The sequence below is a fragment of the Spirillospora sp. NPDC052269 genome (genome assembly GCF_040679435.1).
Taxonomy (GTDB): domain Bacteria; phylum Actinomycetota; class Actinomycetes; order Streptosporangiales; family Streptosporangiaceae; genus Spirillospora.
Genome location: NZ_JBFAUU010000021.1, coordinates 36894 through 55923, shown reverse-complemented (window position 1 = coordinate 55923; position 19030 = coordinate 36894). Strand labels below are relative to the sequence as shown.

Sequence of the window (19030 nt, the reverse complement as noted above, 5' to 3'; positions counted from 1 at the left end):
CGCGATGAGCCCGCAGCGCGTAGAGGACGTCTGGCCGTTGTCGCCGATGCAGGAGGGCCTGCTGTTCCACGCGTCCCTGGACGAGCGGGCGCCCGACGTCTACGTCGGCCAGCACATCCTGGAGTTGGGCGGCGAGGTCGACGCGGCGGTGCTGAAGGAGTCCTGGGAGGCGATGCTGCGGCGGCACGCCAACCTCCGGGCCTGCTTCCGCATGCCGTCCTCGGTCGGACGGCCCGTCCAGGTGGTCCCGCGCGCGGTGACCCTGCCGTGGCGGACCGCGGACCTGTCCGGCTTCCCGCCCGAGGACGCGGCGGCCGAGGTCGAACGCCTCGCCGCCGAGGAGCGCGACCGGCGCTTCGACCTCGCCGTGCCGCCCCTTCTGCGGCTCCTGCTCGTCCGGCTGGGCGACGGCGTCCACCGCCTGATCCTGACCAACCACCACATCCTGTTGGACGGGTGGTCGCTGCCGGTGTTGTTGCGTGAGTTGCGTTCGGTGTACGAGGCGGGTGGTGATGCCTCGCATCTGCCGCCGGTCACGCCCTATCGGGATTATCTGGCCTGGCTGGCCCGGCAGGATCACGACGCCGCGCGTGACGCCTGGCGCGCCGAACTCGCCGGAGCCGAACCCACCGTCATCGTGGAGGACGATCCGGCCCGTCCGGCCACGGTCCCCGAGCAGATCTCCGTCACCGCGTCCGAGGAGGTCAGCGACGCCCTCCGCGAGCTGGCGCGGCGGCGCAACCTCACCCTCAACACCGTCGTCCAGGGCGTGTGGGGCCTGGTGCTGGGCAAGCTCACCGGACGCGACGACGTGGTGTTCGGCGCGACCGTCGCCAGCCGTCCGCTCGACCTGCCCGGCGTGGAGAGCATGCTCGGGCTGTTCCTCAACGCCGTCCCCGTCCGGGTCCGGCTCGACCCGTCCGACGCGTTCGAGACGATGCTGACCGACCTGCAGCGGCGGCACTCGGCGCTCATGGAGCACCAGTTCCTCGGCCTCACCGAGATCCAGCGCGCCGCCGGGAACGGCGTCTCCTTCGACACCCTCTTCGCCTACGAGAACTACCCGCGCGACCCCGGGGGCGCGGTTCCCGCGGGCCGCGAAGGGGGCCTGACCATCCGGCCCGTCGGTGGACGGGACGCCACCCACTACCCGCTGACCGTCAATGTCCTTCCCCGGCGGCGCCTGGAACTGCTGCTCGGCTACCGCCCCGACTGCCTCGACCGCGACACCGTGGAACTCCTGGCGGCGCGGCTGATGCGCGTCATGGAGCAGGTCGCCACCGACCCCGGCGTCCGCGTCGGCGCGGTCGAGAGCCTGGTCGGCGGCGAACGCGCCCAGGTCGTCGAGGAGTGGAACGACACGGCGGTGCCGGTGCCGGACGCGTCGCTGGTGGAGTTGTTCGAGGCGCGTGTCGCCGATTCGCCGGACGCCGTCGCCGTGGTCGCGGGTGAGACGCGGTGGACGTATGGGGAACTGGACGCCGAGGCCGATCGGGTCGCCGGGCTCCTGCGTGAGTGCGGCGTCGGGCCGGGCGCGCGGGTCATGCTGCTTCTGCCGCGGTCGGCGTGGACGGTCGCGTCGGTCGTCGGAGTGGTGAAGGCGGGCGCGGCGTATGTGCCGGTGGACGTCGACTCTCCGGCGGAGCGGATCGCCTATGTCCTCGCCGACGCCCGTCCCGCCGCCGTGCTCGGAATGCCGGCGGCGCTGAACGCCCTGCCCGCGGACGTGAACGTGCCCCGCGTCGCGCTGGACGCTCCGACTCCGGCGCGTCCCGCCGACCTTCCCGCGCCCGGCCGGGAAGGCGACGTCCCCCGTGACCTACCGGCCTATGTGATCTACACGTCGGGTTCGACGGGCCGTCCGAAGGGCGTGGTGGTCCCGCGGTCGAACGTGGTCGCGTTGATCTCGGCGGCGGCGGAGAAGTTCGGGTTCGGACCGGACGACGTCTGGACGCTGTTCCACTCCTACGCGTTCGACTTCTCGGTGTGGGAGTTGTGGGGTCCGCTGCTGTCGGGTGGGCGCGTGGTGGTGGTCGACCACGAGACGAGCCGGTCGCCGGAACGGTTCGCGTCGTTGCTGGTCGATGAGCGGGTGACGGTGCTGAGCCAGACGCCGTCGGCGTTCTACCAGCTGATGCCGGTGGCCCCGGCCGATCTGGCGTTGCGGTTCGTGCAGTTCGGCGGCGAGGCCCTGGAGCCGGGACGGCTCGCGGCCTGGTACGCGCGCTTCCCGCAGGACGCCCCGATGCTGATGAACCTGTACGGCATCACCGAGACCACGGTCCATGTCACCGAGATCCACCTCGACGAGGAGTCCGCCGCGGCGGGCGGGGGAAGCGTGATCGGGCACCCGCTGCCGAACACCCGCGTGCTGGTCCTGGACTCATCGCTGCAGCCGGTCCCGCCGGGCGTCACGGGGGAGATGTACGTCGCCGGGCGCGGCCTGGCGCAGGGCTATCTGGACAGGGCCGGGCTGACCGCCGAGCGGTTCGTCGCGTGCCTGTTCGGTGGGCCGGGCGAGCGGATGTACCGGAGCGGCGACCTGGCGCACTGGACCCGCGACGGACGGCTGGTGTTCGACGGCCGCGCCGACGACCAGGTGAAGATCCGCGGCTTCCGGATCGAGCCCGGCGAGATCGAGGCCGTCCTCGCCCGGCACCCTTCGGTGGGGCAGATCGCCGTCGTGGCGCGCGAGGACCGTGCCGGCGACCGCCAGCTCGTCGCCTACATCGTCCCCGAAGGCGGCCTGGACGAGCGGGAACTGCGGCGGTTCGCCACCGGGCGGCTGCCCGACCACATGGTTCCGGCGGCGGTGGTGGCCGTGCCCCGGATCCCCATGACGGTGAACGGCAAGCTCGACCGCGCCGCGCTCCCCGCCCCCGACTACGCGGCCCTGGCCACCGGCAGGGCGCCGCGCACGGCGGTCGAGGAGATCGTGTGCGGGCTGTTCGCCGAGGTCCTCGGACTCGAACGGGTCGGCGCCGACGACGGGTTCTTCGACCTCGGCGGCGACTCCCTGCTCGCCATGCGTCTGATCACCCGGCTCCGGGCCGTGCTGGACGCCGAGGTCAGCGTCCGTGCGCTGTTCGCCACGCCCACGCCCGAGGCCGTCGCCGCGCTCGTCCACGACGGTGGTCCCGGAAGCCGTCGCGCCCCGCTCACACCCCGGGACCGTCCCGACCGCGTGCCCCTGTCGTTCGCGCAGCGCCGCATGTGGTTCCTCGAGCAACTCGACGACACCACCGCCGCCTACAACATCCCCCTCGCGCTCCGCCTGCGCGGCGAGCTCGACGCGCAGGCGCTGGAGGCGGCGCTCGCCGACCTCGCCGAGCGGCACGAGACCCTGCGCACCACCTTCCCCGACCTGGACGGCGAACCTTGCCAGCACGTCCTGCCGGACTTCCGGCCCGCACTCACCCGCGCTGAGGTCACCGAGGAACAGGCTCCCGCGCTCGTCGCCGACCTCGCCTCGCGCCGCTTCGACCTGGCGACCGCCCCGCCCTGGCGCGCCGACCTGCTGCGGCTGTCCCCCGACGATCACATCCTGGTGATCGTCGTCCATCACATCGCCGCCGACGGCTGGTCGATGGGGACCCTCGCGGCCGACCTCTCCGCGGCGTACGCGGCGCGCCGCCGGGATGAGCGGCCCGGGTGGGCCGCGCTGCCGGTGCAGTACGCCGACTTCGCACTGTGGGAGCGGGAGCGGGACACCGAAGGGCAGGTCGAGCACTGGCGTTCGGCGCTGGCCGGGCTGCCCGAGGAGATCCCCCTGCCCGCCGACCGGCCGCGTCCCGCCGTACCGAGCCACCGGAGCGGCCGCGTCGCCTTCGCGGTGGACGCCGCGACCCACGCCCGGCTGCTCCGGATCGCCCGCCGGGGCCGCGCGACACTCTTCATGGTCGTCCAGGCCGGGCTCTCCCTGCTGCTGTCCCGCATGGGCGGCGGCACGGACGTCCCCCTCGGCACCGCCGTCGCCGGACGGGAGGACGCCGCGCTGGACCGGCTCGTCGGCTCCTTCGTGAACACCCTCGTGCTGCGGACGGACCTCACGGGCGACCCGTCGTTCGCAGAGCTCCTCGGACGGGTCCGCGAGGCGGACCTGGCGGCGTTCGCCCATCAGGGAGTGCCGTTCGAGCGGCTGGTGGAGGAGCTGGCCCCGGCCCGGTCTCTGGGTCGGCATCCGCTGTTCCAGGTGATGCTGACCTTCCAGAACGCCCCGCACGCGACCTGGAACCTCGCCGGCCTCGACACCGAGCGCTACTCCCCAGGAAGCGGCGCGGTGCGGTTCGACCTGTCCTTCGGCGTCGGGGAACGCTACGCCGCCGGCGGCGCGCCGGGCGGACTCGACGGATCCCTCGTGTACGCCGCGGACCTGTTCGACGAGGCCACGGCGCGCTCGCTGGCCGACCGCCTCGTCCGCGTCCTGGAACAGGCCGCCGCTGATCCACGTGTACGGACCGGTGCCGTCACGGTCCTCTCCACAGAGGAACGGTCCCAAGTGCTGTCCGGCTGGAATGCCACGGATGTTCCTGTGGCTCCGGCGACCTTGTCTGAGTTGTTCGAGCGGCAGGTGCGGTCGTCGCCGGATGCGGTGGCGGTGGTGGCTGAGGATGCGTGTTGGTCGTATGGCGAGTTGGAGTGTGAGGCGAATCGTGTCGCCAATTACCTGAGGGGTCTTGGGGCTGGTCCGGGGCGGGTCGTGGCGGTGGCGGTGCCGCGTTCGGCTCGTCTGGTGGCGGTGTTGCTGGGTGTGGTGAAGGCGGGCGCGGCCTACCTGCCCATCGACATCGACCTGCCGGGTGAACGGATCGCCCGGATGATCGCCGACGCCGATCCGGTCGCGGTGCTCACGACCGCAGACTTGGCTGTCGATCCCGGTTCACGTCCGGTGGTGCGGGTCGATGATTCCGAAGCTTTTGCCGGTCTTCCTGTTTCTCCGCCGGATGTGTGGATCTCGGGGCGGGATGCGGCGTATGTGATCTATACGTCGGGTTCGACGGGTGTGCCGAAGGGGGTGGTGGTCTCTCATGAGGGGATCGTCAACCGTTTGGTGTGGATGCAGGGCGAGTTCGGTTTGTCGGCCGGGGATCGGGTGTTGCAGAAGACGCCGTTCGGTTTCGATGTGTCGGTTTGGGAGTTCTTCTGGCCGTTGATGGCGGGCGCGGGCGTGGTGATGGCCCGGCCGGACGGTCATCGCGATCCGGGCTACCTGGCCGACCTCATCGAGCGTGAGCGGGTCACGACGGCTCATTTCGTCCCGTCGATGCTTCGTGTGTTTCTCTCCGAGGTGACCGAGGGACGATGCGGTTCGCTGCGTCGGGTGATGTGCAGCGGGGAGGCGCTGCCTTCTGAGGTGGTGGAGCGCTACCACCAACTGATGTCGGCTCCGTTGCACAACCTGTACGGGCCGACGGAGGCGAGCGTCGACGTCACCCACTGGCCCTGCCCCGTAGAGCGGGAATCCGTCCTGGTTCCGATTGGGCACCCGATCTGGAACACGCGGTTGTATGTGCTGGACGAGTTCCTCCGGCCCGTGCCGCCGGGTGTGCAGGGGGAGCTGTACATCGCGGGAGTTCAACTCGCGCGCGGCTATCTGCATCGTCCGGGGTTGACCGCTGAGCGGTTCGTGGCGTGCCCGTTCGATGGTGGGCGGATGTATCGGACGGGTGATCTGGCGCGGTGGACTCGCGACGGCGAGCTCCTGTTCGGTGGCCGGGTCGATGACCAGGTGAAGATCCGTGGCTTCCGGATCGAGCCGGGTGAGGTTGAGGCCGTCCTGACCGGGACGGGCGGAGTAGGCGATGTCGCCGTACTCGTCAAGGACGAGCGCCTGGTGGCCTACGTCGTGGCCGACGGCGAGCTGGACGTTCGGGAGTTGCGGCGATCGGCGGCGGAGCGGCTGCCGGAGTACATGGTCCCGGCGGCGATCGTGTCCGTGCCGAACCTCCCGGTGACGGTGAACGGCAAGCTCGACCGTGCCGCGCTTCCCGCCCCGGACTTCGCGGCGCTGGCATCGGACCGCGAGCCGCGTACAGCGGTCGAGGAGATCGTCTGCGGGCTCTTCGCCGAGCTGCTGGGGCTGGAGCGGGTCGGTCCGGACGACGGGTTCTTCGAGCTGGGCGGCGACTCGCTGCTCGGGATGCGTCTGGTCGCGCGGATCCGGGCCGTCCTCGGGGCCGAGATCGGCGTCCGGGACCTGTTCACGACCCCCACACCCGCCGCGCTGGCCGTGCGTGCCGAGAGCACGGACGCCACACCGGACGCCGCACGGTCGTCGCTGACGCCACGGCCGAGGCCGGAACGGCTGCCACTGTCCTTTGCCCAGCGCCGCATGTGGTTCCTCAACCAGATGGAGGACACCGGCGCGGTCTACAACATCCCGCTCGTCCTTCGGCTGCGGGGCGATCTGGACGTGGCGGCCCTGGACGCCGCGATCGGCGACGTCGCCGAACGGCACGAGACCCTCCGCACCGTCTTCCCCGACATCGACGGCGATCCGGTTCAGCACGTCTTGGCGGACGCCCGGCCCGAGCTGGTCGTCAAGGACGCGACGACCGGTGACCAGGCCGGCTCCCTCGCCGAGGCCGCCGCCGCGCGCGGGTTCGACGTCGCCCACGAGATTCCGTGGCGAATGGAACTGCTGCGAGCGGCCCCGGACGATCACGTCCTGGTGATCGTCGTCCACCACATCGCGGGCGACGGCTGGTCGATGGGCGTCCTGGCGCGCGATCTGTCCTCGGCGTACACCGCCCGCCGCCACGGTGAGGCCCCGGAGTGGGCGCCCTTGCCGGTGCAGTACGCGGATTTCGCCTTGTGGCAGCAGGAGCAGACCGCGGAGGGGCAGGTCGAGTACTGGCGGTCGGCCTTGGCCGGGTCGCCGGAAGAGTTGTCTCTGCCCACGGACCGGACCCGTCCCGCCATGGCCTCCCATCGCGGCGGGCATGTGGAGTTCGGCCTGGACGCGGCCACCCATGATCGCCTGCTCGAGATCGCCCGGCGAGGCGGCGCGACGCTCTTCATGGTGCTCCAGGCCGGGCTGGCGGCGCTGCTGTCGAGGGTCGGCGCGGGCGACGACGTCCCGCTCGGAACGCCGGTCGCCGGACGCCCCGACCCGGCGCTCGACGATCTCGCCGGATCCTTCGTCAACACTCTGGTGCTGCGCACCGATGCGAGCGGCGATCCGACGTTCGCCGAGCTGCTGGAGCGGGTCCGCGAGACCGACCTGGCCGCCTACGCCCATCAGGACGTCCCGTTCGAGCGGCTGGTGGAGGAACTGTCCCCGGCCCGGTCCCTGGCGCGGCATCCGCTGTTCCAGGTGATGCTGACCTTCCAGAACGCCCCGCGCGCGAACTGGAATCTGCCCGACGTCCAGATCCGTCCTGAAGGGCTGAGGGGAGCGCACCCCTCGCGGTTCGACCTCCACTTCACCTTCTCCGAGCGTCACCGTCACGGCGACGGCGGCACCGGGCTCTGGGCGGGGCTCGACTACTCGGCCGACCTGTTCGACGAGGTCACGGCGCGGTCGCTGGCCGATCGTCTCGTTCGGTTCCTGGCTCAGGCTGCTGCCGAACCGGACCGTCCGCTCAGCCAGGTCACGGTGCTCGATGCCGAGGAACGGCATCTGGTGTTGTCCGAGTGGAATGCCACGGATGTTCCTGTGGCTCCGGCGAGCTTGCCGGAGTTGTTCGAGCGGCAGGTGCGGTCGTCGCCGGATGCGGTGGCGGTGGTGGCTGAGGATGCGTGTTGGTCGTTTGGCGAGTTGGAGTGTGAGGCGAATCGTGTCGCCAATTACCTGAGGGGTCTTGGGGCTGGTCCGGGGCGGGTCGTGGCGGTGGCGGTGCCGCGTTCGGCCCGCTTGGTGGCGGTGTTGTTGGGTGTGGTGAAGGCGGGCGCGGCCTACCTGCCCATCGACACCGATCTGCCGCGGGAACGCATCGCCCGGATGCTCGAGGACGCCGATCCCGTGGCGATCCTGGACGGCTCCGACACCTTCGCGAGCTTCCCGACCACTCGACCAGATGTGCAGATCTCAGGGCGGGATGCGGCGTATGTGATCTATACGTCGGGTTCGACGGGTGTGCCGAAGGGGGTGGTGGTCTCTCATGAGGGGATCGTCAACCGTTTGGTGTGGATGCAGGGCGAGTTCGGTTTGTCGGCCGGGGATCGGGTGTTGCAGAAGACGCCGTTCGGTTTCGATGTGTCGGTTTGGGAGTTCTTCTGGCCGTTGATGGCGGGCGCGGGCGTGGTGATGGCCCGGCCGGACGGTCATCGCGATCCGGGCTACCTGGCCGACCTCATCGAGCGTGAGCGGGTCACGACGGTTCACTTCGTCCCGTCGATGCTGCGGGCCTTCCTCGCGGACCTGGAGACGGGAAGGTGCGGAAGTCTCCGCCGCGTGATGTGCAGCGGGGAGGCGCTACCCGTTGAGGTGGTGGAGCGCTACCACTCGGTGCTCTCGGCCCCACTTCACAACCTGTACGGGCCGACCGAGGCGAGTGTTGATGTCACGCATTGGCCCTGCCCGGAGGACCTGAGTGCCGGTGGAGTGCCGATCGGGCATCCGATCTGGAACACGCGGTTGTACGTGCTGGACGAGTTCCTCCGGCCCGTTCCGCCGGGAGTTCCCGGCGAGCTCTACATCGCGGGAGTCCAGCTCGCGCGCGGTTATCTGAACCGCCCCGGTCTGACGGCCGAACGGTTCGTGGCGTGTCCGTTCGGCCGTGGGCGCATGTACCGGACGGGCGATCTGGCGCGGTGGATGCGCGACGGCGAGCTCGTGTTCGGTGGCCGGGTCGATGATCAGGTGAAGGTCCGTGGCTTCCGGATCGAACCGGGTGAGGTCGAGGCCGTCCTGACCGGGACGGCCGGAGTCGGCGATGTCGCCGTGCTCGTCAGGGACGAACGCCTGGTGGCCTACGTCGTGGCCGACGGCGAGCTCGACGTGCGGGACCTGCGGCGATCGGCGGCGGAGCGGTTGCCGGAGTACATGGTCCCGGCGGCGGTGGTCATGCTGGACGAACTGCCCGTCACCGCCAACGGCAAGCTCGACCGCGCCGCACTTCCAGCCCCCGACTTCGCGGCCCTGACATCGGACCGCGAGCCGCGCACAGCGGTCGAGGAGATCGTCTGCGGGCTCTTCGCCGAGATGCTCGGCCTGGAACGGGTCGGCCCGGACGACGGGTTCTTCGACCTCGGCGGTGACTCGCTGCTCGCGATGCGGCTCATCGCGCGGATCCGAGCCGTCCTCGACGCGGAGATCAGCGTCCGGGACCTGTTCGGGCAACCGACCCCGGCCGGTGTCGCGGACGCCCTCAAGCCGAGCGGCGGGGCGGTTCGGCCCGCGCTCGTCGCCAGGGAACGGCCCGAGGGTGTGCCGGTCTCCTTCGCGCAGCGCCGCATGTGGTTCCTCAACCGGCTCGAGGACACTGGCGCGGTCTACAACATCCCGCTCGTCCTTCGGCTGCGGGGCGATCTGGACTTGGCGGCCCTGGACGCCGCGATAGGCGACGTCGCCGAAAGGCACGAGACCCTCCGCACCGTCTTCCCCGACATCGACGGCGAGCCGCACCAGCAGATCCTGACCGGGCCGGTCGGACGGCCCGTCCTGACCGTCCAGGCCGTGAACGGGGAAGCCGAACTCGCCGAGGCGCTCACCGGGCTCTCCGCGCAGGTCTTCGACGTGACGACCGACCTTCCCTGGCGGACCGGACTGGTCCGGCTGTCCTCGGTCGACCACGTCCTGGCCGTCGTGGTTCACCACATCGCGGCCGACGGCTGGTCGGCCGGGCTCCTGATGCGCGACCTCGCCGCCGCGTACGCCTCCCGCCTCCAGGGTGAGGCGCCGCGGTGGGCGGCGCTGCCGGTGCAGTACGCCGACTACGCCCTCTGGCAGCGCGAGCTCCTCGGCGGCGAGGACGACCCCGGCAGCGTCCTCAACTCCCAGCTCGCCCACTGGCGGACGGCGCTGGCCGGCCTGCCGGAAGAGCTGATCCTGCCGGCCGACCGCACCCGGCCCGCCGTCGCGTCCCATCGCGGCGGGCAGGTGGAGTTCGCCGTGGACGCCGCGACGCACGCGGGGCTGGCGGAAGCGGCCAGGCGGGGCCGGGCGACCCTGTTCATGGTCGTGCAGGCCGCCTTGGCGGCGTTGCTGTCGAGGCTCGGCGCGGGCGACGACGTCCCGCTCGGAACGCCGGTCGCCGGACGCCCCGACCCGGCGCTCGACGACCTCGCCGGGTTCTTCGTCAACACCCTGGTCCTGCGCACCGACGTGAGCGGCGACCCGACCTTCGGCGAGCTGCTGGATCGCGTCCGCGAGACCGACCTGGCCGCCTACGCCCACCAGGACGTCCCGTTCGAACGGCTGGTGGAGGAACTCGCTCCCGCCCGGTCGCTGGCCCGGCACCCGCTCTTCCAGGTGTCGCTCACGCTCCAGAACGCCCCGCGAGCCGACCGGGCGTTCGCCGGACTCGACGCCGACCCGGTCCGGCCCGGCGGCATTGCGGGAGCGAAGTTCGACCTGGCGTTCGTGCTCGCCGAACGTGGCCCCGGGAACGGCCTGGACGCGGTCGTCGAATACGCCGCCGACCTCTTCGACCACGGTACGGCGCGGCGGCTGGCGGAACGGCTGACGCGTGTCCTGGAGCAGGTCGCCGCGAACCCCGGCGTCCGCCTGAGCGACCTGGACGTGCTGGACGCGGCCGAGCGCGCCCGCGTCGTCGGGGACTGGAACGCCACGGCCCGCCCCCTTCCCGCGGCCACCATGCCGGACCTGCTCGAACGATGGGCGCGGGACGCTCCGGACACGACGGCCGTGGTCGCCGGGACGACCCGCTGGACCCACGCCGAACTCCACGCCGAGGCCGACCGGATCGCCGACCTCCTGGCCGAGCGCGGCGTGCGGCGCGGCGACCGGGTGGGAGTCGTCCTCGAACGGTCGGCGGACCTGGTCGCGGTGCTGCTCGGGGTGTGGAAGGCGGGCGCGGCGTACGTCCCGATCGACCCCGCGCAGCCGGCCGGGCGCGTCGCGCGCGTCCTCGCCGACGCCCGTACGACCGTCATCGTCGGCACCACCGTCCTGCCAGGCGACGACGGGACGCCACGCGTGGACCACCGGGATCGTCCGGCGACGACGACGGCCGCCCGTCCCGCGCTGACCGGGGACGACCTGGCCTATGTCATGTACACCTCGGGTTCGACCGGCGTCCCGAAGGGTGTCGCGGTCACGCACGAGGGAGTCGCCTCCCTCGCCGCCGACCCCTGGTGGGGGCCGGACGCGGCGCGCTGCGTGCTCTTCCACGCCCCCCACGCCTTCGACGCCTCGGTGTACGAGCTTTGGGTGCCGCTCGCGCACGGCGGACGGGTCGTGGTCGCGCCGCCCGGCGACCTGGACGCGCCCGCGCTCCGTGACCTGGTCACCCGGCACGGGCTGACCGCCGTGCACCTGACCGCGGGAATGTTCCGCGTCCTCGCGGAGGAGGCCGCGGACGCCCTGCGTCCTCTGAAGCAGGTGCTCACCGGAGGCGACGTCGTGCCGCCGGCGGCCGTGGCGCGCGTGCGGGAGACCTGCCCCGACGTCGTCGTCCGGCACCTGTACGGGCCGACCGAGATCACGTTGTGCGCGACCGGCCACACCGCGGGCTCCGAGGACGGCGCGGTGCTGCCGATCGGCGGGCCGTTGGCGAACACGCGGGTGTACGTGCTGGACCGGTTCCTGCGTCCGGTGCCGCCGGGTGTGGTGGGCGAGCTGTACGTGGCGGGCGCCGGGGTGGCCCGCGGCTATATGGGTCGGCCGGGGATGACGGCCGAGCGGTTCGTGGCGTGCCCGTTCGGTGGCGGCCGCATGTATCGGACCGGGGACCTGGTGCGCTGGACGCCTGACGGTGAGCTCTTGTTCGCGGGGCGTGCGGACGAGCAGCTGAAGATCCGCGGGTTCCGGGTGGAGCCGGGCGAGGTCGAGGCCGTCCTCGCGGGACACGACGCCGTGGGTCAGGTCGCGGTCATCGCCCGGGAGGACCGTCCCGGTGACAAACGCCTGGTCGCCTACGCGGTGACCGGCGCCTCCCCGGAGGAGTTGCGGAGCTTCGCCGCCGCGCGCCTGCCGGACTACATGGTCCCGGCGGCGGTGGTCGCCCTCGACACACTGCCGGTCACGGCGAACGGCAAGCTCGACCGCGCCGCCCTGCCCGCCCCGGACCAGGCGGGCGGCGCGTCGGGCCGCGCGCCCCGCACGGCCGTCGAGGAGATCGTGTGCGGGCTGTTCGCCGAGATCCTCGGCCTCGACCGCGTCGGGACGGACGGCGACTTCTTCGCCCTCGGCGGCGACTCGCTGCTGGCGCTCCGGCTGGTGGCCCGGGTCCGCGCCGTCCTGGACGCGGAGATCACCATCCGGGACCTGTTCGGCGATCCCACCCCGGCCGCCGTCGCCGAACGCGCGCGGACGGCCACGGCGACCGGCCCCGCCCTGACGCCGCGTCCCCGCCCGGAGCGGGTGCCGCTGTCGTTCGCGCAGCTCCGGATGTGGTTCCTCAACCGCCTGGAGGACGCGGACGCGACCTACAACGTCCCGCTGGCCCTGCGCGTTCAGGGCGACCTGGACGTCACCGCGTTGCGGGCGGCCCTGGACGACGTCGCCGAACGGCACGAGACGCTGCGGACGGTCTTCCCCGACGTGGACGGCGTCCCATACCAGCGCGTCCTGACCGGCGCGGCGGGACGTCCCGCCTTCCGGGTGCGTCCCACGACCTCCGAGCGCCTCCGGGAGGCCGTCGCCGAGGTGTCGGGACGGGGCTTCGACGTCGCGGCCGAACCCCCCTGGCGCGTGGAACTGCTGCGGCTCGGCCCGCAGGAGCACGTGCTGGTGGTCGTCGTCCACCACATCGCCGCCGACGGCTGGTCGATGGGCGTCCTCGCACGGGACCTGTCGGCCGCCTACGCCGCCCGCCGTGGGGGCGAGGCCCCCGCGTGGACGCCGCTTCCGGTGCAGTACGCCGACTATGCCCTCTGGCAGCGCGAGGTCCTCGGCGAGGACGACGACCCGGACAGCGTGATCCGGGCCCAGCTCGACCACTGGCGGACCGCACTCGCCGGGTCGCCGGAGGAACTCGCCCTGCCGTACGACCGCCCGCGCCCGGCCGTCGCCGGCCGGCGGGGCGGCCGGGTCGTCTTCGAGGTCGCGCCCGAGACGCACGCCCGCCTGATGGAGGTGGCGAGGCAGGGCCGGGCGACGCTGTTCATGGTCGTCCAGGCCGCGCTGGCCACCCTGCTCTCGGGGCTCGGCGCGGGCGACGACGTCCCGGTGGGCACGGCGGTCGCGGGCCGTGGCTCCGCCGCCCTGGACGGCCTCGCGGGGTTCTTCGTCAACACGCTCGTGCTGCGCACCGACCTGAGCGGGGACCCCACCTTCGGCGAGCTGCTGGCGCGGGTCCGCGAAGCGGACCTCGCCGCGTACGCGCACCAGGATCTCCCGTTCGAGCGGCTGGTGGAGGAGCTCGCCCCCGCCCGGTCCCTGGCGCGGCACCCGCTCTTCCAGGTGTCCCTGGGCGTCCAGGACGCGCCGCCCGCCGCCTGGGAGCTGAGCGGGACGGAGGTCGAACGGCTCAGGGTCGGGAACGACACGGTGAAGTTCGACCTGTCGTTCAGCCTCACCGCCGTCCGGTCCGGGGAGCGGACGCCTTCGGGGCTGCGAGGGGTGCTGCTGTTCGCCGCCGAGCTGTTCGACCCCGCCACCGCCCGCCTGCTCGCCGACCGCTTCACCGCCCTCCTGGACGGTCTCGCCGCCGACCCGGAGGCCCGGATCTCCACTGCGGAGATCCTCACCGGGGACGAGCGGGACCAGGTGCTGCGCGGCTGGAACGCGACCGCCCGCCGGCTGCCCGCGCCCTCGCCCGTGGACCTGTTCCACCGGCAGGTCGCGCGGACGCCGGAGGCGCCGGCGATCACGGCGGGCGAGATCCGGTGGACGTACCGGCGGCTCGACGCCGCCGCCGACCGGGTGGCGTCGCTCCTGCGCGCCGCCGGGGTCCGGCGCGGCGCACGCGTGGCGGTCGCCATGGAACGCTCGGCCGAGCTGGTCGCGGTGCTCCTCGGAGTGTGGAAGGCGGGCGCGGCCTACGTTCCGATCGACGCCGACCAGCCCGCCGAGCGCATCGGCCACGTGCTCGGCGGAACTCGGCCCACCGTGCTGGTCGGCACGGCGAAGTCCCTGGCCGGGATGCCGGAGGGGAGCGTCCCACACCTCGTCCTGGGCGACCTGGCCGGGGCGCCGGCGCACGAGCCGGACGCGGTGCGCCCCCCGGTCGGCCGGCACGACCTGGCGTACGTGATGTACACGTCGGGTTCGACCGGCGTGCCGAAGGGCGTCGCGGTCACGCACGAGGGAGTCGCCGCGCTCGTCTCGGACCCCTGGTGGGGCGCGGACGACACGACGCGGGTCCTGATGCACGCCCCGTTCGCGTTCGACGCCTCGGTGTTCGATGTCTGGGTGCCGCTGGCGCACGGCGGCGAGGTCGTGGTCGCCCCGTCCGGCGAACTCGACTCGCAGGTCGTCCGGGGACTGATCGATGCGCACGGGCTGACGCATCTGCATGTGACGGCGGGGATGTTCCGGGTGCTCGCCGACGAGGACCCGGAGTGCTTCGCCCCGCTGCGCGAGGTGCTGACCGGCGGCGACGTGGTTCCCGCGGCCGCGGTGGCGCGGGTGCGTGAGGCGGGCCCTGACGTGGCGGTCCGGCATCTGTACGGGCCGACCGAGATCACGTTGTGCGCCACCGGGCACGTCCTCGCGCCCGAGGACCCGGCCCGAGCCGTCCTGCCGATCGGCGGGCCGTTGGCGAACACGCGGGTGTACGTGCTGGACCGGTTTCTGCGTCCGGTGCCGCCGGGGGTGGTGGGCGAGTTGTACGTGGCGGGCGCCGGTCTGGCTCGCGGATACCTGGAGCGGCCGGCCGCGACGGCGGAGCGCTTCGTCGCGTGCCCCCATGCCCCGGGACGGATGTACCGGACCGGAGATCTGGTGCGCTGGACGCCCGACGGTGAGCTGTTGTTCGCGGGGCGTGCGGACGAGCAGGTGAAGATCCGTGGTTTCCGGGTGGAGCCGGGGGAGATCGAGGCCGTTCTCGCCGGTCATGATGCGGTGGGCCAGGTCGCGGTCATCGCCCGGGAGGACCGTCCCGGCGACAGACGCCTGGTCGCCTACGTCGTGGGCACCCCCGCACCGGACGCGGCCGAGCTGCGCCGTCATGTCGCCGAGCGGCTGCCCGAGTACATGGTTCCCTCGGCGGTGGTCGCCCTCGACGCGCTGCCCGTCACGGTGAACGGCAAGCTCGACCGCGCCGCCCTCCCGGCCCCGGAGACGGCCGCCCCGACCTCCACCCGCGAGCCTCGCACGGCCGTCGAAGAGGCACTGTGCGGGCTGTTCGCGGAGGTCCTGGGACTGGAGCGGGTCGGGGTCGAGGACGGGTTCTTCGATCTCGGCGGCGATTCGATCATGTCGATGCAGCTGGTGGCCCGGGCCCGGCGCGCGGGCGTGGTGATCAGCGCGCAGGACGTCTTCGAGTTCGCGACCCCGGCGGAGCTGGCCCGCGTCGCACAGGCCGTCACCACCGGAGAACCCGACCCGGACGGCGAGGGAACCGGGAGCGTCCCGCTCACGCCGGTCATGCGCTGGCTGGACGAGGCGGGCGGCCCGTCGGCCCTTGCCGGCGGCCTGTGCCAGTGGACCCTGACGACCGTCCCGGCGGATCTGGACCCGGCGGCCCTCACCCAAGCCCTTCAGGCCGTCGTCGACCGTCACGACATGCTGCGCGCCCGGCTGGGCGAGGGCGTGATCGAGGTCGGCCCGGCGGGCTCGGTTCCGGTGGCGGATCTGGTGTCGCGGGTGGACGCGTCCGGAAGGGACGAGCGCACGCTCCGCGAGCTGGCGACGAACGAGACCGCCGCCGCGCATCTGGACGCGCGCCAGGGCCGGGTGCTGCGCATGGTCTGGCTGGACAGGGGGCCCGAGACGGCGGGGCGCCTGCTGATCGTGGTGCACCACCTGGTCGCCGACGGCGTGTCGTGGCGGATCCTGCTGCCCGACCTGGCCGCCGCCTACGCCGCGGCGGCGGAGGGCCGCACGATCGAGGTGGATCCGGTCGGGCAGACCTTCCGCGCCTGGGCGCGCCGACTCGACGCCCAGGCCGTCGCCCGGCGGCGGGAGCTGGCGGAATGGAAGGCGATCCTGGCCGGTGGCCACGGCCTTCCGGGAACCCGCGACGTGGAGCCGGGGCGGGACCGGGAGTCGGCGCTGCGCCGAACCTCCCTCACGGTTCCGGACGACGTGACGGCGGCTCTGCTCGACACCGTGCCGGGTCTGTTCAACGCGGGCGTCAACGAGATCCTGCTGGCGGGGCTGCTCGCGGCGCTCGGAACATGGCGCGCACGCCACGACGACCCGGGACGCGGCGGCCTCCTGGTGGACGTCGAGGGGCACGGTCGCTCCGGCGGCGGAGGTGACCTGTCGCGGACGGTCGGCTGGTTCACGTGCGTCTACCCCGTGCGGTTGGACGCGGGTGGCCTGTCACTCGCGGACGTCGGGCGCGGCGGCGCCGAGGCGGGGGCACTGGTCAAACGCGTCAAGGAACAAATGCGGGCGATCCCCGGGGACGGCCTGGGATACGGACTCCTGCGTTATAGCGATCCCGATTCCCGTTCCCTTCTGGCCGAATACGCGGCGCCGCAGATCGCCTTCAATTATCTCGGGAGGTTCGCCTCTGTTTCCTCTGACGACCGCGAGAGTGGCCGATTCTGGCAACCCGTGGCGATGGGGGGACAGGGCGGCGCCGAGATGCCCGCCCTGCACGCGCTGGAGGTGACGGCGGCGGTGCGGGACCTGTCCGACTGTTCAGTTTTGACGCTTTCGTTTGGGTGGCTGCCGGAGATACTTGGTGAGTCCGAGATCAACGAGATCGGGCGGTTGTGGATGGACATGCTCGCCGGGATATCCGCGCACGCGGAAGGTCCCGGAGCGGGTGGCCACACCCCCTCCGACTTCCCCCTGGCCGATATCCGCCAGGACGAGATCGAGGAATTCGAGGAGATGGCAGTCGAGATGGAGCGGGGGCCGTGGTCGTGAACAGATCCGCATTGGCCGACATTTGGCCGCTGTCGCCGTTGCAGGAGGGCCTGCTCTTCCACGCCCAGTACGCCGGCCGCGACACCGACGTCTATGTCGGCCAGCACGTCCTGGAACTGCGCGGGAGCCTGGACGCGGAGGTGCTGAGGCGAACCTGGGCGGCGCTGCTCGACCGGCACGCGAGCCTGCGCGCGGGATTCCGGCGCCGGGCCTCCGGGGCTTCGGTCCAGCTCATCGCCCGCAGCGTCCGGCCGCCGTGGCGGACGGTGGACCTGTCCGGCCTCACCGAGCCGGCGGCCCTCGCCGAACTCGACCGGATCGCCGCGGACGAGCGCGGGCGGCCGTTCGACCTCGCGGCCCCGCCGCTGCTGAGGCTGGCGCTGGCGCGGCTCGCCGAGGACCGGCACCGCCTGATCCTGACCAACCACCACATCCTGGTGGACGGGTGGTCGCTGCCGGTGTTGTTGCGTGAGATGCGTTCGGTGTACGAGGCGGGCAGTGACGTCTCACATCTGCCGCCGGTCACGCCCTATCGGGATTATCTGGCCTGGCTGGCCCGGCAGGATCACGACGCCGCGCGTGACGCCTGGAGCGCCGAACTCGCCGGAGCCGAACCCACCCTCGTCGCCCCCGCCGTCCCCGGGCGGGCGCCCGTCGTCCCCGAGCGCGTCGCCGTCGTGGCGAGCGAGGAGCTGAGCGACGCCCTCCGCATGTCCGCCCGGAGCCGCGGGCTCACCCTCAACACCCTCGTGCAGGGGGCCTGGGCGGTCGTGCTCGGCGCGGTGACCGGACGCGACGACGTCGTGTTCGGCGTGACCGTCGCCGGCCGCCCGGCCGACCTGCCCGGCATGGAGAACATGCTCGGGCTGTTCCTCAACACCGTCCCCGTCCGGGTGCGCCTCGACCCGTCCGGCAGCGTCGAGGCCGCGCTGGCCAGCCTCCAGGACCGGCGGTCGCGGCTCCTCGACCACCAGCACCTCGGCCTCACCGACATCCAGCGCGCCGCCGGGAACGGGTCCGCCTTCGACACCCTCGTCGTCTACGAGAACTACCCGCTCGGCCCGGACACCGCCGAGGAGGGCGCGACCCCCGCCCCCGACCGGATCCGCGTCGCGCTGCTGGCCGACCACGGCAAGGAGGCCACCCACTACCCGCTCACCCTCGCGGTCGGCCCCGGCCGGCGCATGGGGCTGCGGCTGGACTACCGTCCCGACACCGTCGACCGCTTCACCGCACAGGCCATGCTCGACCGGCTCCACCGCGTCCTGGAACAGGTCGCCGCTGACCCGGCGGCATCACTCGCGTCGCTCGACGTGCTGGACGCCCCGGAACGGCGGCAGATCGTCGAGGAGTGGGGCACCGGCCCGCACGGCGTGGCCCCGGCCACCGCGGTCGAGCAGATCGAGCGCCACGCCCGCCGTGCCAAGGACGCTCCCGCCGTCGCCGCCGAAGACGGTTCCTGGACCCGGGGGGAACTGGACGCCCAGGCCGAGCGCATCGCCGCCCACCTGGCAGCGCGAGGAGTGCGCCGGGGCGACCGGGTCGCGGTGGCGATGGAGCGTTCGCCGGAGCTGGTCGCCGTCCTGCTCGGGGTGTGGAAGGCGGGCGCGGCCTACGTGCCGATCGACCCGGAGTATCCGTCCCGGCGCATCGCCCACATGCTCGCCGAAACCCGCCCCGCGCTGATCGTCGGTGCTGCGCACTCCTTGGCCGGGCTCTCGGAGGTGCCGCGCCTCGACCTGGACGACCTCGCCCGGCCCATCGAACCCGACCGTCCTCGGACTCCCGTTTCGGCCGACGACCTGGCGTACGTGATGTTCACGTCGGGTTCGACGGGTGAGCCGAAGGGCGTCGCGGTCACGCACGCCGGTGTCGCCGCGCTGGTGGCCGACGCGTGGTGGGGTGTGGACGAGTCGTCGC

The 19030-nt window shown here is 72.6% G+C and carries 2 protein-coding genes (1 of these 2 running past the window's edge); both read left to right on the top strand.

Annotated elements, in window-relative coordinates; translation table 11 throughout:
- Positions 1–4: 4 nt before the first annotated feature.
- Positions 5–17110: a non-ribosomal peptide synthase/polyketide synthase gene (locus AB0L06_RS35735; protein WP_500235606.1), complete on the top strand. Its 17106-nt coding sequence runs from the start codon at positions 5–7 to the stop codon at positions 17108–17110.
- Positions 17101–19030, top strand: the start of a protein-coding gene (locus AB0L06_RS35730; protein WP_500235605.1) for a non-ribosomal peptide synthetase. The gene runs 9056 nt beyond the window's last position; only the first 1930 of its 10986 coding nucleotides appear in the window; its start codon is at positions 17101–17103; its stop codon lies off the right edge, out of view. The genes AB0L06_RS35735 and AB0L06_RS35730 overlap by 10 nt, the downstream gene beginning before the upstream one ends.

Coding starts and splice junctions, on each gene's coding strand:
- AB0L06_RS35735 (WP_500235606.1), top strand. CDS start 5: ATGAGCCCGCAGCGCGTAGAGGACGTCTGGCCGTTGTCGCCGATGCAG.